Source organism: Virgibacillus alimentarius (genome assembly GCF_000709085.1).
Classification (GTDB): domain Bacteria; phylum Bacillota; class Bacilli; order Bacillales; family Amphibacillaceae; genus Virgibacillus_B; species Virgibacillus_B alimentarius.
This window is the reverse complement of sequence record NZ_JFBD01000080.1, coordinates 1-14673: the sequence shown is the minus strand read 5'-3', so window position 1 is coordinate 14673 and position 14673 is coordinate 1. Positions and strand designations below refer to the sequence as shown.

The 14673-nt window shown below is 36.2% G+C and carries 15 protein-coding genes, 2 tRNA genes and 1 pseudogene; 14 read left to right on the top strand and 4 right to left on the bottom strand.

The annotated features are described in order from the left end of the window. Positions 1–38: 38 nt before the first annotated feature. The 8 genes from GZ63_RS0112710 (at position 39) to GZ63_RS0112675 (ending at position 5625) form a co-directional block, all read left to right on the top strand. Positions 39–115, top strand: a tRNA-Met gene (locus GZ63_RS0112710). A gap of 156 nt (positions 116–271) precedes the next feature. Continuing rightward, positions 272–348 (top strand) — tRNA-Asp (locus GZ63_RS0112705). Between the two features lie 220 nt (positions 349–568). After that, positions 569–1537, top strand: coding sequence for a thiamine-phosphate kinase (thiL, locus tag GZ63_RS0112700; protein WP_029270138.1), 969 nt, complete (start codon positions 569–571; stop codon positions 1535–1537). 8 nt (positions 1538–1545) lie between these two features. Next, entirely contained in the window at positions 1546–2001 is a 456-nt protein-coding gene (gene tsaE / locus GZ63_RS0112695; protein WP_029270136.1) for a tRNA (adenosine(37)-N6)-threonylcarbamoyltransferase complex ATPase subunit type 1 TsaE, read from the top strand. Between the two features lie 41 nt (positions 2002–2042). After that, positions 2043–2750, top strand: coding sequence for a tRNA (adenosine(37)-N6)-threonylcarbamoyltransferase complex dimerization subunit type 1 TsaB (tsaB, locus tag GZ63_RS0112690; RefSeq protein WP_029270134.1), 708 nt, complete (start codon positions 2043–2045; stop codon positions 2748–2750). Continuing rightward, positions 2743–3198: a ribosomal protein S18-alanine N-acetyltransferase gene (gene rimI / locus GZ63_RS0112685; protein WP_029270132.1), complete on the top strand. Its 456-nt coding sequence runs from the start codon at positions 2743–2745 to the stop codon at positions 3196–3198. The genes tsaB and rimI overlap by 8 nt, the downstream gene beginning before the upstream one ends. Beyond that, complete coding sequence (tsaD, locus tag GZ63_RS0112680; RefSeq protein ID WP_029270130.1) at positions 3188–4198, top strand: tRNA (adenosine(37)-N6)-threonylcarbamoyltransferase complex transferase subunit TsaD; 1011 nt, start codon at positions 3188–3190, stop codon at positions 4196–4198. The genes rimI and tsaD overlap by 11 nt, the downstream gene beginning before the upstream one ends. Positions 4199–4452: 254 nt before the next feature. Next, positions 4453–5625, top strand: a complete 1173-nt coding sequence (locus GZ63_RS0112675; RefSeq protein WP_029270129.1) for an FtsW/RodA/SpoVE family cell cycle protein — start codon at positions 4453–4455, stop codon at positions 5623–5625. Positions 5626–5701: 76 nt separating this feature from the next. Here GZ63_RS0112675 and GZ63_RS0112670 read toward each other — a convergent pair whose 3' ends face one another. Both GZ63_RS0112670 and GZ63_RS0112665 read right to left on the bottom strand, forming a co-directional pair. Continuing rightward, positions 5702–5965, bottom strand: coding sequence for a YiaA/YiaB family inner membrane protein (locus GZ63_RS0112670; protein ID WP_029270127.1), 264 nt, complete (start codon positions 5963–5965; stop codon positions 5702–5704). 106 nt (positions 5966–6071) lie between these two features. Beyond that, positions 6072–7994: an ABC-F family ATP-binding cassette domain-containing protein gene (locus GZ63_RS0112665; protein ID WP_029270125.1), complete on the bottom strand. Its 1923-nt coding sequence runs from the start codon at positions 7992–7994 to the stop codon at positions 6072–6074. Between the two features lie 137 nt (positions 7995–8131). Between GZ63_RS0112665 and moaC the strand changes: the two genes are divergently transcribed. Both moaC and GZ63_RS0112655 read left to right on the top strand, forming a co-directional pair. Further along, entirely contained in the window at positions 8132–8629 is a 498-nt protein-coding gene (moaC, locus tag GZ63_RS0112660) for a cyclic pyranopterin monophosphate synthase MoaC (protein WP_029270123.1), read from the top strand. After that, positions 8629–9267, top strand: a complete 639-nt coding sequence (locus GZ63_RS0112655; protein WP_029270121.1) for a redox-sensing transcriptional repressor Rex — start codon at positions 8629–8631, stop codon at positions 9265–9267. Before moaC ends, GZ63_RS0112655 begins: the two co-directional genes overlap by 1 nt. A gap of 438 nt (positions 9268–9705) precedes the next feature. On the opposite strand, the gene GZ63_RS16795 is transcribed toward GZ63_RS0112655, so the two are convergent. Both GZ63_RS16795 and GZ63_RS0112645 read right to left on the bottom strand, forming a co-directional pair. Continuing rightward, a complete protein-coding gene (locus GZ63_RS16795; RefSeq protein WP_038221249.1) occupies positions 9706–9909 on the bottom strand; it encodes a YdiK family protein in 204 nt (67 codons plus the stop codon). A 3-nt stretch (positions 9910–9912) separates the two neighbouring features. Beyond that, complete coding sequence (locus tag GZ63_RS0112645) at positions 9913–10626, bottom strand: CPBP family intramembrane glutamic endopeptidase (protein ID WP_029270119.1); 714 nt, start codon at positions 10624–10626, stop codon at positions 9913–9915. A 298-nt stretch (positions 10627–10924) separates the two neighbouring features. On the opposite strand from GZ63_RS0112645, the gene groES reads away from it, so the two are divergent. From groES to arr, 4 genes and pseudogenes are all read left to right on the top strand, one after another. Then, on the top strand, positions 10925–11209 hold the full coding sequence (gene groES / locus GZ63_RS0112640) for a co-chaperone GroES (RefSeq protein ID WP_029270117.1): 285 nt from the start codon (positions 10925–10927) through the stop codon (positions 11207–11209). A gap of 49 nt (positions 11210–11258) precedes the next feature. Continuing rightward, entirely contained in the window at positions 11259–12893 is a 1635-nt protein-coding gene (groL, locus tag GZ63_RS0112635) for a chaperonin GroEL (protein ID WP_029270115.1), read from the top strand. A gap of 229 nt (positions 12894–13122) precedes the next feature. Then, a pseudogene (locus GZ63_RS17495) lies at positions 13123–13679 on the top strand (PEP-utilizing enzyme); the annotation flags it as partial. A gap of 52 nt (positions 13680–13731) precedes the next feature. Continuing rightward, a complete protein-coding gene (arr, locus tag GZ63_RS0112620) occupies positions 13732–14145 on the top strand; it encodes an NAD(+)--rifampin ADP-ribosyltransferase (RefSeq protein ID WP_029270111.1) in 414 nt (137 codons plus the stop codon). Positions 14146–14673 lie beyond the last annotated feature (528 nt).

Genomic DNA, 14673 nt, shown 5'->3' with positions numbered 1-14673 from the left:
AGTAGGACGCCGCCAGGCTTTGAAATAATATTATATATCGCGGGATGGAGCAGTCTGGTAGCTCGTTGGGCTCATAACCCAAAGGTCGCAAGTTCAAATCTTGCTCCCGCAACCAAATTAAATAATAATTGCAAAAGCATTGAGATCTCTCTCTTAAACATCGCTAAAAATTTAGTTGTTAGAGGGAGATATATTGATTTATGGATAAATATATTTCCGGCCTTTTATTTCCTTTAACATCTAATTATTAACAAAAGATATATATCATTTTGGTCTGGTAGTTCAGTTGGTTAGAATGCCTGCCTGTCACGCAGGAGGTCGCGGGTTCGAGTCCCGTCCAGACCGCCATATTTAAAATTCAATAATTTTTCTAAATACATAGATGCACATAATTTTATATAAATTATGTGCATTTGTTTTGATTTGGATTTTAAATTATTGCATCTTATTTTAGTTAAAGTATAAGAAATTACATAAAAACAAATTATCTGTTTCAACTATTTTCTTTTTCTTTTCTCGCTGTTTTGCTATGATTAACGTAGTCTTAAAAAAATTTGGTGATAAATATATGGATGAATTTTCTTTTATCGATTCAATTAAACAGCATTCTTATAAGCAATCTTCCCTTCTTAAGGGAATAGGTGATGATGCAGCAGTCTTTCGGCAACCGGCGCAAGATATTGTAACAGCTGTTGATACATTTGTTGAAGATGTTCATTTTTCTCGAAAAACGATGGAACCTTATCATGTCGGGTATCGTGGTTTAGCTGCTAATATTAGTGATTTAGCAGCTATGGGAGCTTCTCCAACCTTTTACCTTGTTTCAATCGTTATTCCAAAAACGTGGTCTATGAAAGACGTAGATCAAATTTTTCATGGTATGAGGGAGATAGCTGCAGTGTATCAGATGGATTTAATAGGTGGAGATACTGTTTTCGGAAAAGAATTAGCTGTTTCCATAACTGTTATCGGTTATACAGAAAGAAATAAGGCTCGTTATCGCTCAAGTGCGAGAAATGGCGATATTGTGTTTGTTACTGGTACGTTGGGTGACTCACAGGCGGGAATGCATATACTATTAAATGAAAATAAATATGAAAATAAAGATTATTATATAAAGAAACATCAAAAGCCTTTACCGAGAGTAGATTTTGCTAAAGCTTTGGCTGATCTGCCAAGGGTAGCTTTAAATGATGTTAGTGATGGGATTGCAAACGAAGCTTCTGAGATTGCTGTTGCTTCTGGGGTAAGTATTCATTTATATGATGAGCAGCTTCCAATAAGTCAATCCTACCAACAGTTTCCCTTGGATTTACAGCGGAAATGGAAATTATTCGGGGGAGAGGATTTTGAACTATTGGGCACGGTAGCTAAAGAAAGTTGGCTAGATGTGAAGGAAGCTGCAGAAAAAAGCCAAACTCCAATTACCAAAATTGGTTATGTTCATTATAGCGTAGATGAAGTAGGATATGTGTTTCTGCATGATAATAAGGATAGACAGTTATTACAGAAAGATGGTTATATACATAAAAAGTAGGTGTTATAATGAAAGAACATCAAATAAAAACATATGCTGTGGAGGAAACAACCCGATTAGGTGAAAGGCTGGCTTTATTGCTGAAACCTGGTGATGTTATTACGCTAGAGGGAGATCTAGGTGCAGGAAAAACCGCCTTTACAAAAGGGATCGCACGAGGGCTAGGCGTCAAACGAACGGTGAGCAGCCCAACGTTTACAATTATAAAAGAGTATGAAGGTGAATTGCCTTTCTATCATATGGATGTTTACCGATTAGAACATTCAGACGAGGATATTGGTTTTGCTGAATATTTTAATGGTGATGGTGTTTCTGTAGTCGAATGGGCCCAATTTATTAAAGATTTTCTTCCGTCAGAGCGTTTAAATATTCATATAAAATACATGGATGAGAATACTAGGATGTTAACCTTTTCTCCAAAAGGTGTGCATTTTGACTGGATAATAAACGAACTAATTGGCTAAACACTATAATCACAGCTATATTATATGAAGGAGTAGCTCGAATGAATATACTTGCGATTGATACATCAAATCAATTAATGGGCGTCGCAATTCTTAAAGATGAAATAATTATTGGAGAAACGGTTACTAACATAGCTAAAAATCACTCTGTTAGGTTGATGCCTGCGATTGATCAACTAATGAGAGAGGTTAGTATAACTCCAGAACAATTAAATAAAGTTGTTGTTGCTAAGGGCCCCGGCTCATATACAGGTGTCCGAATTGGACTGGCGACAGCTAAGACCTTGGCTTGGGCTTTAAATATTCCTATCACAGGTGTTTCTAGTCTGGAAGCACTTGCATATCAAGGGAAATTTTTTAATTCTTACATATGTCCGTTTTTCGATGCACGGCGTGAAATGGTTTATACTGGTTTATATCAATGGAAGAACAGTCGGCTTATCGAGACGGATAAGGAAAAGAATGTAAACATGGATGATTGGCTTCATGAATTATCCCAAATGGGTAAGGAAATTCTTTTTTTAAGTCCGGATATTCATTTATATAAAGAAAAAATTATATCGTATATAGGAAGCCAGGCTATTCTTCCTGAAGGTCCTTTTCATCAGACGAGCCCTTCACATTTAGCATTAGCCGGAAAAACGAAACCAGCTGACGATACGCATTTATTAACACCTAATTATTTGCGTTTAGCTGAAGCAGAAGCCAATTGGCTGAAATCTAAAAAGGGAAATAAGCATGATGGCTGAATTAATGATCAGGAAAATGGAAGTGAAAGACATACCGCAAGTTATGGAAGTCGAATTAGCTTCTTTCCAAACACATTGGCCGGAAGATATTTTTCATCAAGAGGTTGTTGAAAATCAGCATGCGCATTATTTTGTTATGGTGCTAGATAATAAAATTATCGGATATGCTGGTTTATGGATTGTGTTAGATGATGCACAAATTACGAATATTGCAATTTTACCAAAATTTCGCGGGAATAAGTTAGGAGAAAAACTTTTTCAGTACGTTGCATATCAAGCGATGAAAAATGGAGTTAAACGTTTATCATTAGAGGTACGAAAGTCGAATGTAATTGCGCAGAAAATGTACCGGAAGTTTGGTCTTGTGCCAGGGGGCATTCGCAAAAATTATTATACGGATGATCAGGAAGATGCTATTGTAATGTGGGTGAAATTAAATGAAGAATGATTTATATATATTAGGTATTGAAACAAGTTGTGATGAGACTGCTGTAGCCATTGTAAAAAATGGCACAAAAATTTTCTCGAATGTTGTCGCTTCCCAGATTGAGAGTCATAAACGGTTTGGAGGCGTAGTTCCAGAGATTGCTTCCCGACATCATGTAGAACAAATGACAATTGTTCTAGAGGAAGCATTTAATCAAGCAGAGCTCACATGGGAAAATATTGATGCGATTGCAGTAACTGAAGGGCCTGGTCTTGTTGGGGCATTGCTTGTAGGCGTAAATACCGCAAAAGCTTTGGCATTTGCTAAACAAAAACCATTGATAGGTGTACATCATATTGCTGGTCATATTTATGCAAATAGACTGGAAAATGAATTTGAATTTCCATTACTTGCGTTAATCGTTTCTGGCGGCCATACGGAATTAGTTCTAATGAGAGAACATGGAAGTTATGAAGTTATAGGTGAAACACGTGATGATGCGGCTGGAGAAGCTTATGACAAAGTAGCTCGAATGTTAGAATTACCATATCCTGGTGGGCCACATATTGATTGCTTAGCAAGCCAAGGAGAAGAAACCATTTCCTTTCCACGCGCGTGGCTAGAAAATGATAGTTATGACTTTAGTTTTAGCGGTCTCAAATCTGCAGTTATTAATAAAGTTCACAATGCTCGACAACGCGGAGAACATATAGAAAAAGTTGATATCGCTGCTAGTTTTCAGGCAAGTGTAATAGACGTTTTAACAAAGAAAACAAAACGAGCAGCAGATGAATATAGGGTAAAACAAGTAATTGTTGCTGGAGGGGTTGCAGCAAATAAAGGACTCCGTGCAGCATTAGAGAAACAATTTAGTGGTACCAATATATCCCTGCTTATTCCCTCTATACATTTGTGTACCGATAATGCAGCAATGATTGCCGCAGCTGGAACAATTGCTTACGAACAAGGAAAACGATCCGATTTGAAGTTAAATGCCAATCCTTCATTATTATTAAGATAAAACTGTGACTTATTTATCCACTGATGTGTGGATAAATAACAGGATACTTGATTATTCAAGTGACAGGCTGTGGATAATAAGTGTGGATTAATATAGATAATTATGTGGATTATGTTTATAACTACACATAAAGTCCATTAAAGAGCAATCTTTTGTGAATATGCTTGTGGATAATTTAAATATTAAAATTTGTGGATGGTAAGTTAATCGAAGAGTCGTTTAAAATAAGATGACAGAAATTTGGTGATACCACAATGTCTAAAAGGCAATCGTATTATATACAACATGATTTTATTTTTTTGCTATTTCTTTGTATATGCATTAGTTTAGTGGCTATTTATAATGCTCAGCATCTGGAGCAATATGCAGGTAATAACTTTGTTTTAAAACAACTAGCATGGTTTACAGTTGGCGCCTTATTTGTAGCAACTATACAATTTCTTGATTTAGATCAGCTATATAAAATGAGTGTTTACGCCTATGCTTTTGGGGTGCTCATTTTAATTATTTTGTTCCTAAGTCCTGAAAGTATAGCTCGGACGATAAATGGAGCAAAAAGCTGGTTCACATCTATTCCTGGTTTATCTTTACAACCAGCAGAGTTTACTAAAATTACAACCATTTTATATTTAGCTGCAGTTATTAGTAAACATAAGGAAAAATATAGAAAAAGCACACTGAAAAGTGATGTTATGCTTTTGGCGAAACTTGCTGCAGTCACTGCACTTCCAGTTTTCTTCGTTTTTCAGCAGCCTGATTTCGGTACATCGGTCGTGTTCCTTTTTATTGCAGGCATGTTAGTAATCCTCTCGGGGATTGATTGGAAAATTATTGTTACGCTAATCCTAGGGATGCTGCTTATTGCAGCAGCTTCTATAGCCTTGATTGTTAAATTTCCGGATGCTGCTACAGCAATTGGGATAAAGCCTTACCAGGCAGACCGTGTGTTAACATGGTTTGATCCAAATAGTCAATCTGGTAATGACAGATTCCATATCGAAAGATCGATGTCGGCTATCGGTTCGGGGCAATTGACAGGTAAAGGAATGAGCAGCCTGCAAGTTCAGCTTCCGGAGGCACATACAGACTTTATATTTTCTGTGATCGGTGAGAGTTTTGGTTTTATAGGAAGTGCAGCGGTTATTTTTGTCTATTTCCTTTTGTTATATAAACTAGTAACACTAGGTTTAAAAATCTATCAGTATAATGATTTTGGCGCATATTTGTGTTTCGGTTTCATGAGTTTGTTACTTATTCATGCATTTCAAAATATCGGGATGACAATAGGTATTATGCCGATAACCGGGATCCCGCTATTGTTAATAAGTTATGGAGGAAGTTCCATTTTATCCACAATGCTGGGGTTTGGGCTTGTATATAGAGTTGCGGTAGAATACACTATTCAAAATGATTATCTTTTTAAATAATAGATACTATTTTTAAAGTAAAAAAGGGGTATCCTGAAAGGAATTATTTTCAGGATACCCCTTTTGTATTCATTGATCAATCCACTTTTTTAGAAATGTTTTGATCTCTTTCTTGCTCAGCAATAATCTCATCATCTTCCGCATTATCTCTAGTTACTTTCTGTGTTAATATGGCGCCAACTGCTACTAATATCATTACTGCGATATAATATCCTTTTTCATTTAATTGCAAGTTATCAGCATTATAGAGGCCAATACAAAATAAAGCTACACCAGCAAAAAATGTAAAATAGGCTAACACTGTAAAAGCTGGTGTATTTCTACGCCTATATCTTCGCATGTGGCTTTACCTCCTTCATTATATTCATTCTATAACCATTATATTCGACAAGAAATTCATTTTCCCTTTTTTTGTCGAATAAACAGATACTCTTTTTAAAAAAGAGTTAATCTTGTAAAACCGTCCATTCATCCATAAGTTGTTCGAGCTCTAGCTTGATCTTGTTTACTTTTTCCGTGAGTTCTAGTGATTTTTTATGATCTTCATAAATTTCGGGTTCAGCCATTTCCTCTTCCAATGTTACGAGCTCTGTTTCAAGAGCATCAATAGTTTCTTCCAATTTTACAATTTGTCGTTCTTTTTTTCTTTGTTCACTTTGAATCAATTTTTCTTCTTTAAAACTAAGCTTCTTTTTCTTTTCTTTATGCTCCATTATTTCTTCGGTTTGGTTAAGTCTGGCTATCTCTGCTTCTTCTTGTTTTTTTTCTATATAATAATCATAGTCTCCCAAATAAATAGTTATGCCATCTTGATTCATTTCTGCAACCTGATCCGTAACTTTATTGATAAAATAGCGGTCGTGAGAAACAAAAATAATGGTCCCAGGGTAGTCAATTAATGCAGACTCCAATACTTCTTTACTGTCAATATCCAAATGGTTTGTTGGTTCGTCTAAAATAAGCAAATTCGCTTTTTTCATCATTAACTTCGCTAAAGCTAGTCGAGCTTTCTCTCCTCCGCTAAGCGTGTGAACTAATTTTAGCACATCGTCTCCAGAGAATAAGAAATTGCCTAGCACGGTACGGATATCTTTCTCATTTATGGTAGGGTATTCATCCCATAATTCCTGCAGCACTGATTTGGAGGAGGTTAAATTTGTTTGCTCCTGATCGTAATAACCAAGTTGCACATTCGTCCCAATGTGAATCTGTCCCTGATCTTGTTTAAGCCTCCCTAAAATCACTTTTAATAAGGTGGTCTTTCCAACACCATTAGGACCAACAAGTGCAATCCGTTCTCCTCGATTAGCAGATAAATTTACATTTGTAAATAAAGGTGCATTTTCTTTGTCGTAGCGAAAAGCTACCTGTTTCATTTTCAGCACATCATCTCCACTTCTTTTGTTCACTTGAAAGGAGAATGAGGCGGATGCTTCATCACCTAGTGGACGATCGAGCTTCTCCATTTTCTGTAGCTGTTTTCTTCTGCTTTGTGCTCGCTTCGTTGTTGAAGCACGAGCAATGTTTCTCTGAATGAAATCTTCCATGTTTTTAATTTCTATTTGCTGTTTTTCATACTCTTTCAATTCCCGGGCGTGATCTAATGCCTTTTGTTCAAGAAATTTGCTATAGGAGCCATGGTATTTTTTGGTATTATGACGGGAAATTTCGTACACAATCGAAACGGTCTTATCTAAAAAATACCTATCATGAGATACAATCGTAACAGCTCCAGGATAGCTGTTTAAGTAACTCTCTAACCAGGAAAGTGTTTCAATATCTAAATGGTTTGTCGGTTCATCCAATATAAGCAGATCAGGTTTCTTTAATAGTAATTTTCCCAGGGCCAATCTTGTTTTTTGTCCGCCGCTTAATTCATTAATCGGTGTTTCGTAGTCATAATGGTGGAAATGTAACCCTGACAAAACGGCTTTAATCTCAGCTTCATAGTTATAGCCATCTCCAGATTCAAATTCTTGCTGTAGTACATCATAATTTTGCAATAGTTTCTCATAGTTTTCAGCTGATAAGGATGCTGCATTTTCCATTTGCCTTTCTATTGCACGGAGTTCTTGTTCTTGCTGACGCAAATGGTCAAAGACCCCTAACATCTCATTCCAAATGGATTTAGCAGACTCCAATGCTGTATGCTGTGATAAATAACCAATGGATAAGTCTTTTGGTTTGTATATTTCTCCTTCATCATAGGAAATTTCTCCAGCCATTATTCTCAGCAAGGTTGATTTTCCTGCACCGTTCCTCCCAACGATAGCAATTCGGTCATTTCTTTTTATTTCAAGTTTTACGTTTTTTAAAATTTCCTCTGCCCCAAAGGATTTTGAAACATCATTTAATTGCATTATTATCATTTGTGTCACCTCGTCTGTATAATCCCAGTGTATCCTATTTGAAATCGGGCAGGCAATACTATTGTGAAATTAATCACGACTTATGAATATTTTTCTGCTAGAATAGGGATTAAGATAAAAAAATTGGAGATGAGATAATGTCAAATTTTACTCACTTTAATGAACAGGGAAGAGCGCGAATGGTTGATATCAGCAAAAAAGACGAAACAGAGCGTATAGCCGTTGCTAAATCCAGTATATTCGTCAATCAGGAAATTTATAAGAAAATTACTCAGAACCAAATAGATAAAGGAGATGTTCTCGCTGTCGCCCAAGTCGCTGGAGTGATGGCTGCCAAAAAAACATCTGACTGGATTCCGATGTGCCACCCCCTTCAATTAAAAAGCATTGATATTTCGTTTCACTGGTCAGTTTCAGATACCACATACGAATTAGGAATAGAAGCTTTTGTAAAAACAAAAGGAAGTACAGGAGTAGAAATGGAAGCGCTGACAGCAGCGTCAGCAACCGCTCTAACAATATATGATATGTGTAAAGCCATTGATAAAGGAATGGTTATCGGAAATACTTATCTGCTAGAGAAAAAGGGTGGTAAATCCGGTGATTATTTACGAAAAGATACGGAGGAAGATTGATGGAGCAAAGTAAAATTCCACAAGCAACTGCAAAACGATTGCCACTATACTATCGTTTTTTAAATAATCTAAATCACCAAGGGAAAGCCCGGGTTTCTTCAAAAGAACTCAGTGAAGCAGTAAAAGTTGATTCTGCAACAATTAGAAGGGATTTTTCTTACTTTGGCGCATTAGGGAAAAAAGGTTATGGCTACAATGTTGAATATTTACTCGGCTTTTTTAGAAAAACATTAGACCAGGATGAGGTAACTGAGGTTGCCTTAATTGGTGTTGGGAATTTAGGGACAGCTTTTTTAAATTATAATTTTACTAAAAATAATAATACAAAGATTGTTATGGCTTTTGACTCTGATCCGAGTAAGTCAGAAGGAAATGTCGGAGGCGTGCCTATCTATCACATCGCTGAATTAGAGGACAGAATTGGTGATGTCAAAGTGGCCATTCTAACCATACCTGCAAGTGAAGCGGATGGAATTACTACCAGGCTTGTAGATTGCGGAATTGAAGGAATTTTGAACTTTACACCAGCAAGAATCAGTGTACCAGAACATATTCGTGTTCATCATATTGACTTGGCTGTAGAATTACAAGCATTGGTTTATTTCCTTAAACATTATCCGCTTGATGAGGGTCTGTAAGCAGAACTTAATTTTCTATGTTCTATTAGGAAATTTGAAGTGTATGACTGCCTGATGAACCCAGTTGGATAACAATGAAAAGTTCCTTCATTAAAGATATGAGATCCAATCTCAGTCGTATAATAGGAATAAGCTCTTTATTTGATTATACGAGTACATAAAGTAGAATTGGGCTGCGAAATAGAAGCGTACTTTTCAATTTGATCTGTGATGCGATCTGCGCAGTTATCCATACCTATTTAAAACCGCAACATTTGAATAGTTTTCTAGTGTTGCGATTTTTGATTCCAATTTGGATTTGATTTATGGTATAAGCATGATGGGCCAAAAAAAATAGCATGTGAAAACCACTATGATTTTCGCATGCTATTTAGCTTTTTAATTAGATGTGTTGCCTCCTTAATCCTTAAAAGGGAACACACAATACTTTTTTGCGGCCTATTTCTTTTTATTATGTTTTTTTAAGTATAGATGCATTCTCCAATATCGAAATCCTACAATGAAATCTAGTGTAGCTACGATGGTGAAAATAATCGTTAAGGTATTCCATACCGTATCTGTCACACTATTGATTGCAATATAAATAAAGAGAGCACCCATTAAAAAATAGACGATCGCTATTCCTCTTGGTGATATTCTCATAAATTAGCCTCCAATAAAAATCATTTGCGCTTGCTCAAGTTGGTTTTGTATTCGTTCGAGGTCTTCTGGATCAAATGAAAGCTGGACAATGACTGAAATTGTATTTAAAGCCATGTGTACAATAATTGGCACGATGATCCGTTTTGTTTTTACATATAAAAACGCGAATACAAATCCCATTGAAGCGTAGATCAAAATATGCATAGGTTCTCCGTGAATAATTCCGAAGACAAGGGCGGATAAAACAGCAGCAATAAAAAAGTTTGTACGTGTGTATAATACACCAAAAATAATTTTACGAAAAATAATTTCCTCTAAAATTGGTGCAATGAGTGCTGGTATTATGATAAATAAAGGTGCAGATCGTGCAATATTGACAATGGCTTCAGTATTTGCTGAGCCAGGTTTAATACCAAATAAATTTGTTTCAATTGTAATGGCAAGCCCTTGGGCAACATATGCCATAAATAAACCGACAAAAGACCATAAAATCATCTGGCCAGGACTAGCGGCATTTATATTTCTTTCCATTTTCATATCCGGTTTCATTAGAACGAGTACCACAATAAGACCAATGATAAAACTTATAATGCTCCAAGAAATAACAGCTTGAAATTTACTGATTGGTAACGCAGTATAAAGAATTGGAGCAAACAAGACTCCAGAGAATTGCATTATGATATAGGTTATAATGACCCACCAATAACGCTTTGTCAAAACAGAACGACTCCTTTAAAATTTCGTATTTGTATAGATTATGTTTGAAGTGTTAAATATAGCAGTAGTTTTTCACTGAAAAAACACTAATATAGATTTTATCATATCTTTCATCGTTCTAATAATATAATGGTTCATTATATTTTATGGTGAATGGAAAAATAGATACGAGGAAAAAGTTGAATGATAATGCTTGCATTTTTTAATATAATTATTTATTATAATAATTGGTATTAGCACTCGTGTTTGATGAGTGCTAATAATAAAACATAGATTATGAATTAAGGAGGTTGTCTACATGATTAAACCACTAGGAGATCGTGTTGTAATCGAGCTTGTTGAAAAAGAGGAAAAAACTGCAAGTGGCATCGTACTTCCAGACTCTGCACAAGAAAAACCACAAGAAGGTAAAGTAGTTGCAGTTGGTTCTGGCCGTGTTACAGAAAATGGTGAAAGAGTAGCACCTGAAGTTGCAGAAGGTAATCATATTATTTTCTCTAAATTTGCAGGTACTGAAGTGAAATATGAAGGCACTGAATACTTAATTCTTCGTGAAAGTGATATTTTGGCGGTAATTGGCTAATCTATCTTGATTATACTTAAGAAAAATATTTTGAGGAGGTTATTATAATATGGCTAAAGAAATTAAATTTAGTGAAGACGCTCGCGGTTCTTTACTAAGAGGTGTAGATACATTAGCAAACGCAGTAAAAGTAACTTTAGGACCAAAGGGTCGTAACGTTGTTTTAGATAAAAAGTTTGGCTCCCCTTTAATTACAAATGATGGTGTAACAATCGCTAAAGAAATTGAACTTGAAGACCGTTTTGAAAACATGGGTGCACAACTTGTATCTGAAGTAGCATCTAAAACAAATGATGTAGCTGGTGATGGTACAACAACTGCAACAGTTCTTGCCCAAGCAATGATTCGTGAAGGTTTGAAGAACGTTACTTCTGGTGCAAACCCAGTTGGAATCCGTCGTGGAATTGAAAAAGCAGTAGAAACAGCTGTAAATGAATTGCAATCTATTTCACAGCCTATTGAAAGTAAAGAAGAAATTGCACAAGTTGCTTCTATTTCAGCTGGAGATGACGAAGTAGGAAGTATGATTGCTGAAGCAATGGAACGCGTTGGAAATGATGGTGTAATTACGATTGAAGAATCGAAAGGGTTCAACACCGAACTTGAAGTTGTAGAAGGTATGCAATTTGATCGTGGATATGCTTCTCCATATATGGTTACTGACCAAGACAAAATGGAAGCAGTATTGGATGATCCTTATATTTTAATCACTGATAAAAAGATCTCAAATATTCAAGAAGTATTACCTGTTTTAGAACAAGTTGTTCAACAAGGTAAACCACTTCTTATGATCGCAGAGGATGTAGAAGGAGAAGCACTTGCTACATTAGTACTAAATAAACTTCGCGGTACGTTTAATGTTGTAGCTGTAAAAGCTCCTGGATTTGGTGACCGTCGTAAAGCAATGCTTGAAGACATCGCAATCTTAACAGGTGCAGAAGTAGTTACAGAAGACCTTGGTCTAGAGTTGAAAGGTACAACTATGGAGCAACTAGGTCGTGCATCAAAAGTTGTTGTAACAAAAGACAACACAACAGTAGTAGAAGGATCTGGGAATCCTGAAGCTATTTCTTCACGTGTTGGACAAATTCGTGCACAAGCAGAAGAAACCACTTCTGAATTCGATAAAGAAAAACTACAAGAGCGTCTTGCTAAATTAGCTGGCGGTGTAGCAGTAATTAAAGTTGGTGCTGCAACTGAAACAGAACTAAAAGAGCGTAAATTGCGCATGGAAGACGCATTAAACTCAACACGTGCAGGTGTTGAAGAAGGAATGGTATCCGGTGGTGGTACTGCTCTAGTAAATGTTTACAATAAAGTAGGCGAATTATCACTTCAAGATGATGAAGCTACAGGTGCTAGTATCGTACTTCGTGCACTTGAAGAGCCAGTACGTCAAATCGCACACAATGCTGGGTTAGAAGGTTCCATTGTTGTAGAACGTTTGAAAGGCGAAAAGATCGGTACTGGATTTGACGCTGCAAGCGGAGATTGGGTAAACATGATTGAAGCTGGTATTGTTGACCCAACAAAAGTTACACGCTCAGCACTTCAAAATGCTGCTTCTGTTGCGGCTATGTTCCTAACAACTGAAGCTGTAGTAGCTGACCTTCCTGAAGAAAATGAAGGTGGCGGAATGCCTGATATGGGCGGCATGGGCGGCGGAATGCCGGGCATGATGTAAGCCTAATTGAATAATGCTTGATATGACGGGGTTTGCTGATAAGCAGACCTCGTTTTTTGATGAAAAGGTAACAAAAAGGTATACAATTCAACGCAATGAATAGAAATAAAAAAGCTATTAAACAACGTATAAAACAGCCTCACGCAATTCAAAACAACTTCCCAAATTATCTCTCATGATTTTATCTGAATAAGGAAACTTTGAACGCTTTATAAAATTTTGTATTTACTACTTCATCTATAGCAGGCTCTGCTGAAAGAGGCTAAACTGCTTGTGCAAGCTAACGTTATCGAGAAAGAAGTCACGTTTGAAGAACTACATGAAGCTGTAACAACTAATCAACTGGATTATCAAATCGTCATCGAACGAAAAAATGTATATAGATTATATGAAAAACTCAATCCTCCGCGTGTTATCACGTCTGACGGTGATATAATTACAGGTGAGTACAAAAGTGAGAATTTGCCAGAGAATGCGATTGCCGGATTAGCTGTTTCCTCCGGTGATATAGAGGGAAGGGCACGTGTCATCCTGAACATAGAAGATGCTGACCTGGCAGATGGAGATATATTAATCACTTCGTTTACTGATCCAAGCTAGACACCATTGTTTGTATCCATCAAAGGACTTGTCACCGAAGTGGGTGGACTGATGACCCATGGAGCAGTGATTGAGTGTGAATACGGCCTGCCAGCAGTAGTCGGTGTAGAACATGCTACGAAGATGATCAGAGACGAACAAAGGATAAGGGTGAATAGAACAGAAGGGTATATAGAAATACTATAATTGCAGACAATGTTATACACAATTTTTAAAAAATATTAGGGAGTGTGTCCGTATGAATGATAAAAGTGTCTTAGATAAGGGGCCTTTTTTTCATGGCACAAAAGCAGAACTGAAAATTGGATATTTATTAGAGGCTCAATATGTATCAAATTTTCAAGATAAAAAATCCAACCATATATATTTTACTGCCACATTAGATGCTGCTAAATGGGGTGCTGAATTAGGAACATCCGGGTTAAAGGAAAGAATTTATATTGTGGAACCATTGGGTGATTTTGAAAATGATCCGAATGTAACTAACAAAAGATTTCCTGGAAATCCAACACGTTCCTATAGGTCTAAATCACCTTTGAAAATAATAGCTGAACTAGGTTCATGGGAAAGACATTCCGACGAAGAAATAAATCATATGCTTACATCTTTAAAAAAGTTAAGCGAACAAGGAAAAAGTGTAATATACGATTAATCTCTAAGGGAATACTTGTTAACATAATGGACTGTTTAGTCAGCAATTGCACCCAGCATAAGGTTTTTTCATGGAAAACTATACTATAATAATAGTGGACTCTATATTTAAGATATCATGGATTATCCGCTATGTTTTTTAACTAAAACCTACATTCTTTTGTGGTATGTATTTTCAGCCTATTTTGCGACTGTAGGGACGATTTATTCGCCTAAATTAACCCTAATTGGTGTGTTGTTCGGTCCACTTCCAATATAAAGCGTAATTACAGAGTTACTTGGAGGTTTTTATTATTTTAAGAAAAAAGTTGATTACTTGATCATTCTGCTTTTTCAAAGAATTGTATCAAAATTCGCTTCACTATCAATCCTTAAAAATTAATGCCTAAATTCCCCCTCTTTAGATGACGAATTATCTAAAGGGGGATTTTTAAGTATGAAAGAAAAAGAACATTTAAAATTAAGAAGTGGATAAGGGCCAGTTCTGACATTGGTGCAGAAAACACACCGGATTAACCCCCGAATTTTG

What these genes read in the sequence shown, in the direction of transcription:
- thiL (WP_029270138.1), top strand. Translation starts at nt 569, where the DNA reads ATGGATGAATTTTCTTTTATCGATTCAATTAAACAGCATTCTTATAAG.
- tsaE (WP_029270136.1), top strand. Translation starts at nt 1,546, where the DNA reads ATGAAAGAACATCAAATAAAAACATATGCTGTGGAGGAAACAACCCGA.
- tsaB (WP_029270134.1), top strand. Translation starts at nt 2,043, where the DNA reads ATGAATATACTTGCGATTGATACATCAAATCAATTAATGGGCGTCGCA.
- rimI (WP_029270132.1), top strand. Translation starts at nt 2,743, where the DNA reads ATGGCTGAATTAATGATCAGGAAAATGGAAGTGAAAGACATACCGCAA.
- tsaD (WP_029270130.1), top strand. Translation starts at nt 3,188, where the DNA reads ATGAAGAATGATTTATATATATTAGGTATTGAAACAAGTTGTGATGAG.
- GZ63_RS0112675 (WP_029270129.1), top strand. Translation starts at nt 4,453, where the DNA reads ATGTCTAAAAGGCAATCGTATTATATACAACATGATTTTATTTTTTTG.
- GZ63_RS0112670 (WP_029270127.1), bottom strand. Translation starts at nt 5,965, where the DNA reads ATGCGAAGATATAGGCGTAGAAATACACCAGCTTTTACAGTGTTAGCC.
- GZ63_RS0112665 (WP_029270125.1), bottom strand. Translation starts at nt 7,994, where the DNA reads ATGATAATAATGCAATTAAATGATGTTTCAAAATCCTTTGGGGCAGAG.
- moaC (WP_029270123.1), top strand. Translation starts at nt 8,132, where the DNA reads ATGTCAAATTTTACTCACTTTAATGAACAGGGAAGAGCGCGAATGGTT.
- GZ63_RS0112655 (WP_029270121.1), top strand. Translation starts at nt 8,629, where the DNA reads ATGGAGCAAAGTAAAATTCCACAAGCAACTGCAAAACGATTGCCACTA.
- GZ63_RS16795 (WP_038221249.1), bottom strand. Translation starts at nt 9,909, where the DNA reads ATGAGAATATCACCAAGAGGAATAGCGATCGTCTATTTTTTAATGGGT.
- groES (WP_029270117.1), top strand. Translation starts at nt 10,925, where the DNA reads ATGATTAAACCACTAGGAGATCGTGTTGTAATCGAGCTTGTTGAAAAA.
- groL (WP_029270115.1), top strand. Translation starts at nt 11,259, where the DNA reads ATGGCTAAAGAAATTAAATTTAGTGAAGACGCTCGCGGTTCTTTACTA.
- arr (WP_029270111.1), top strand. Translation starts at nt 13,732, where the DNA reads ATGAATGATAAAAGTGTCTTAGATAAGGGGCCTTTTTTTCATGGCACA.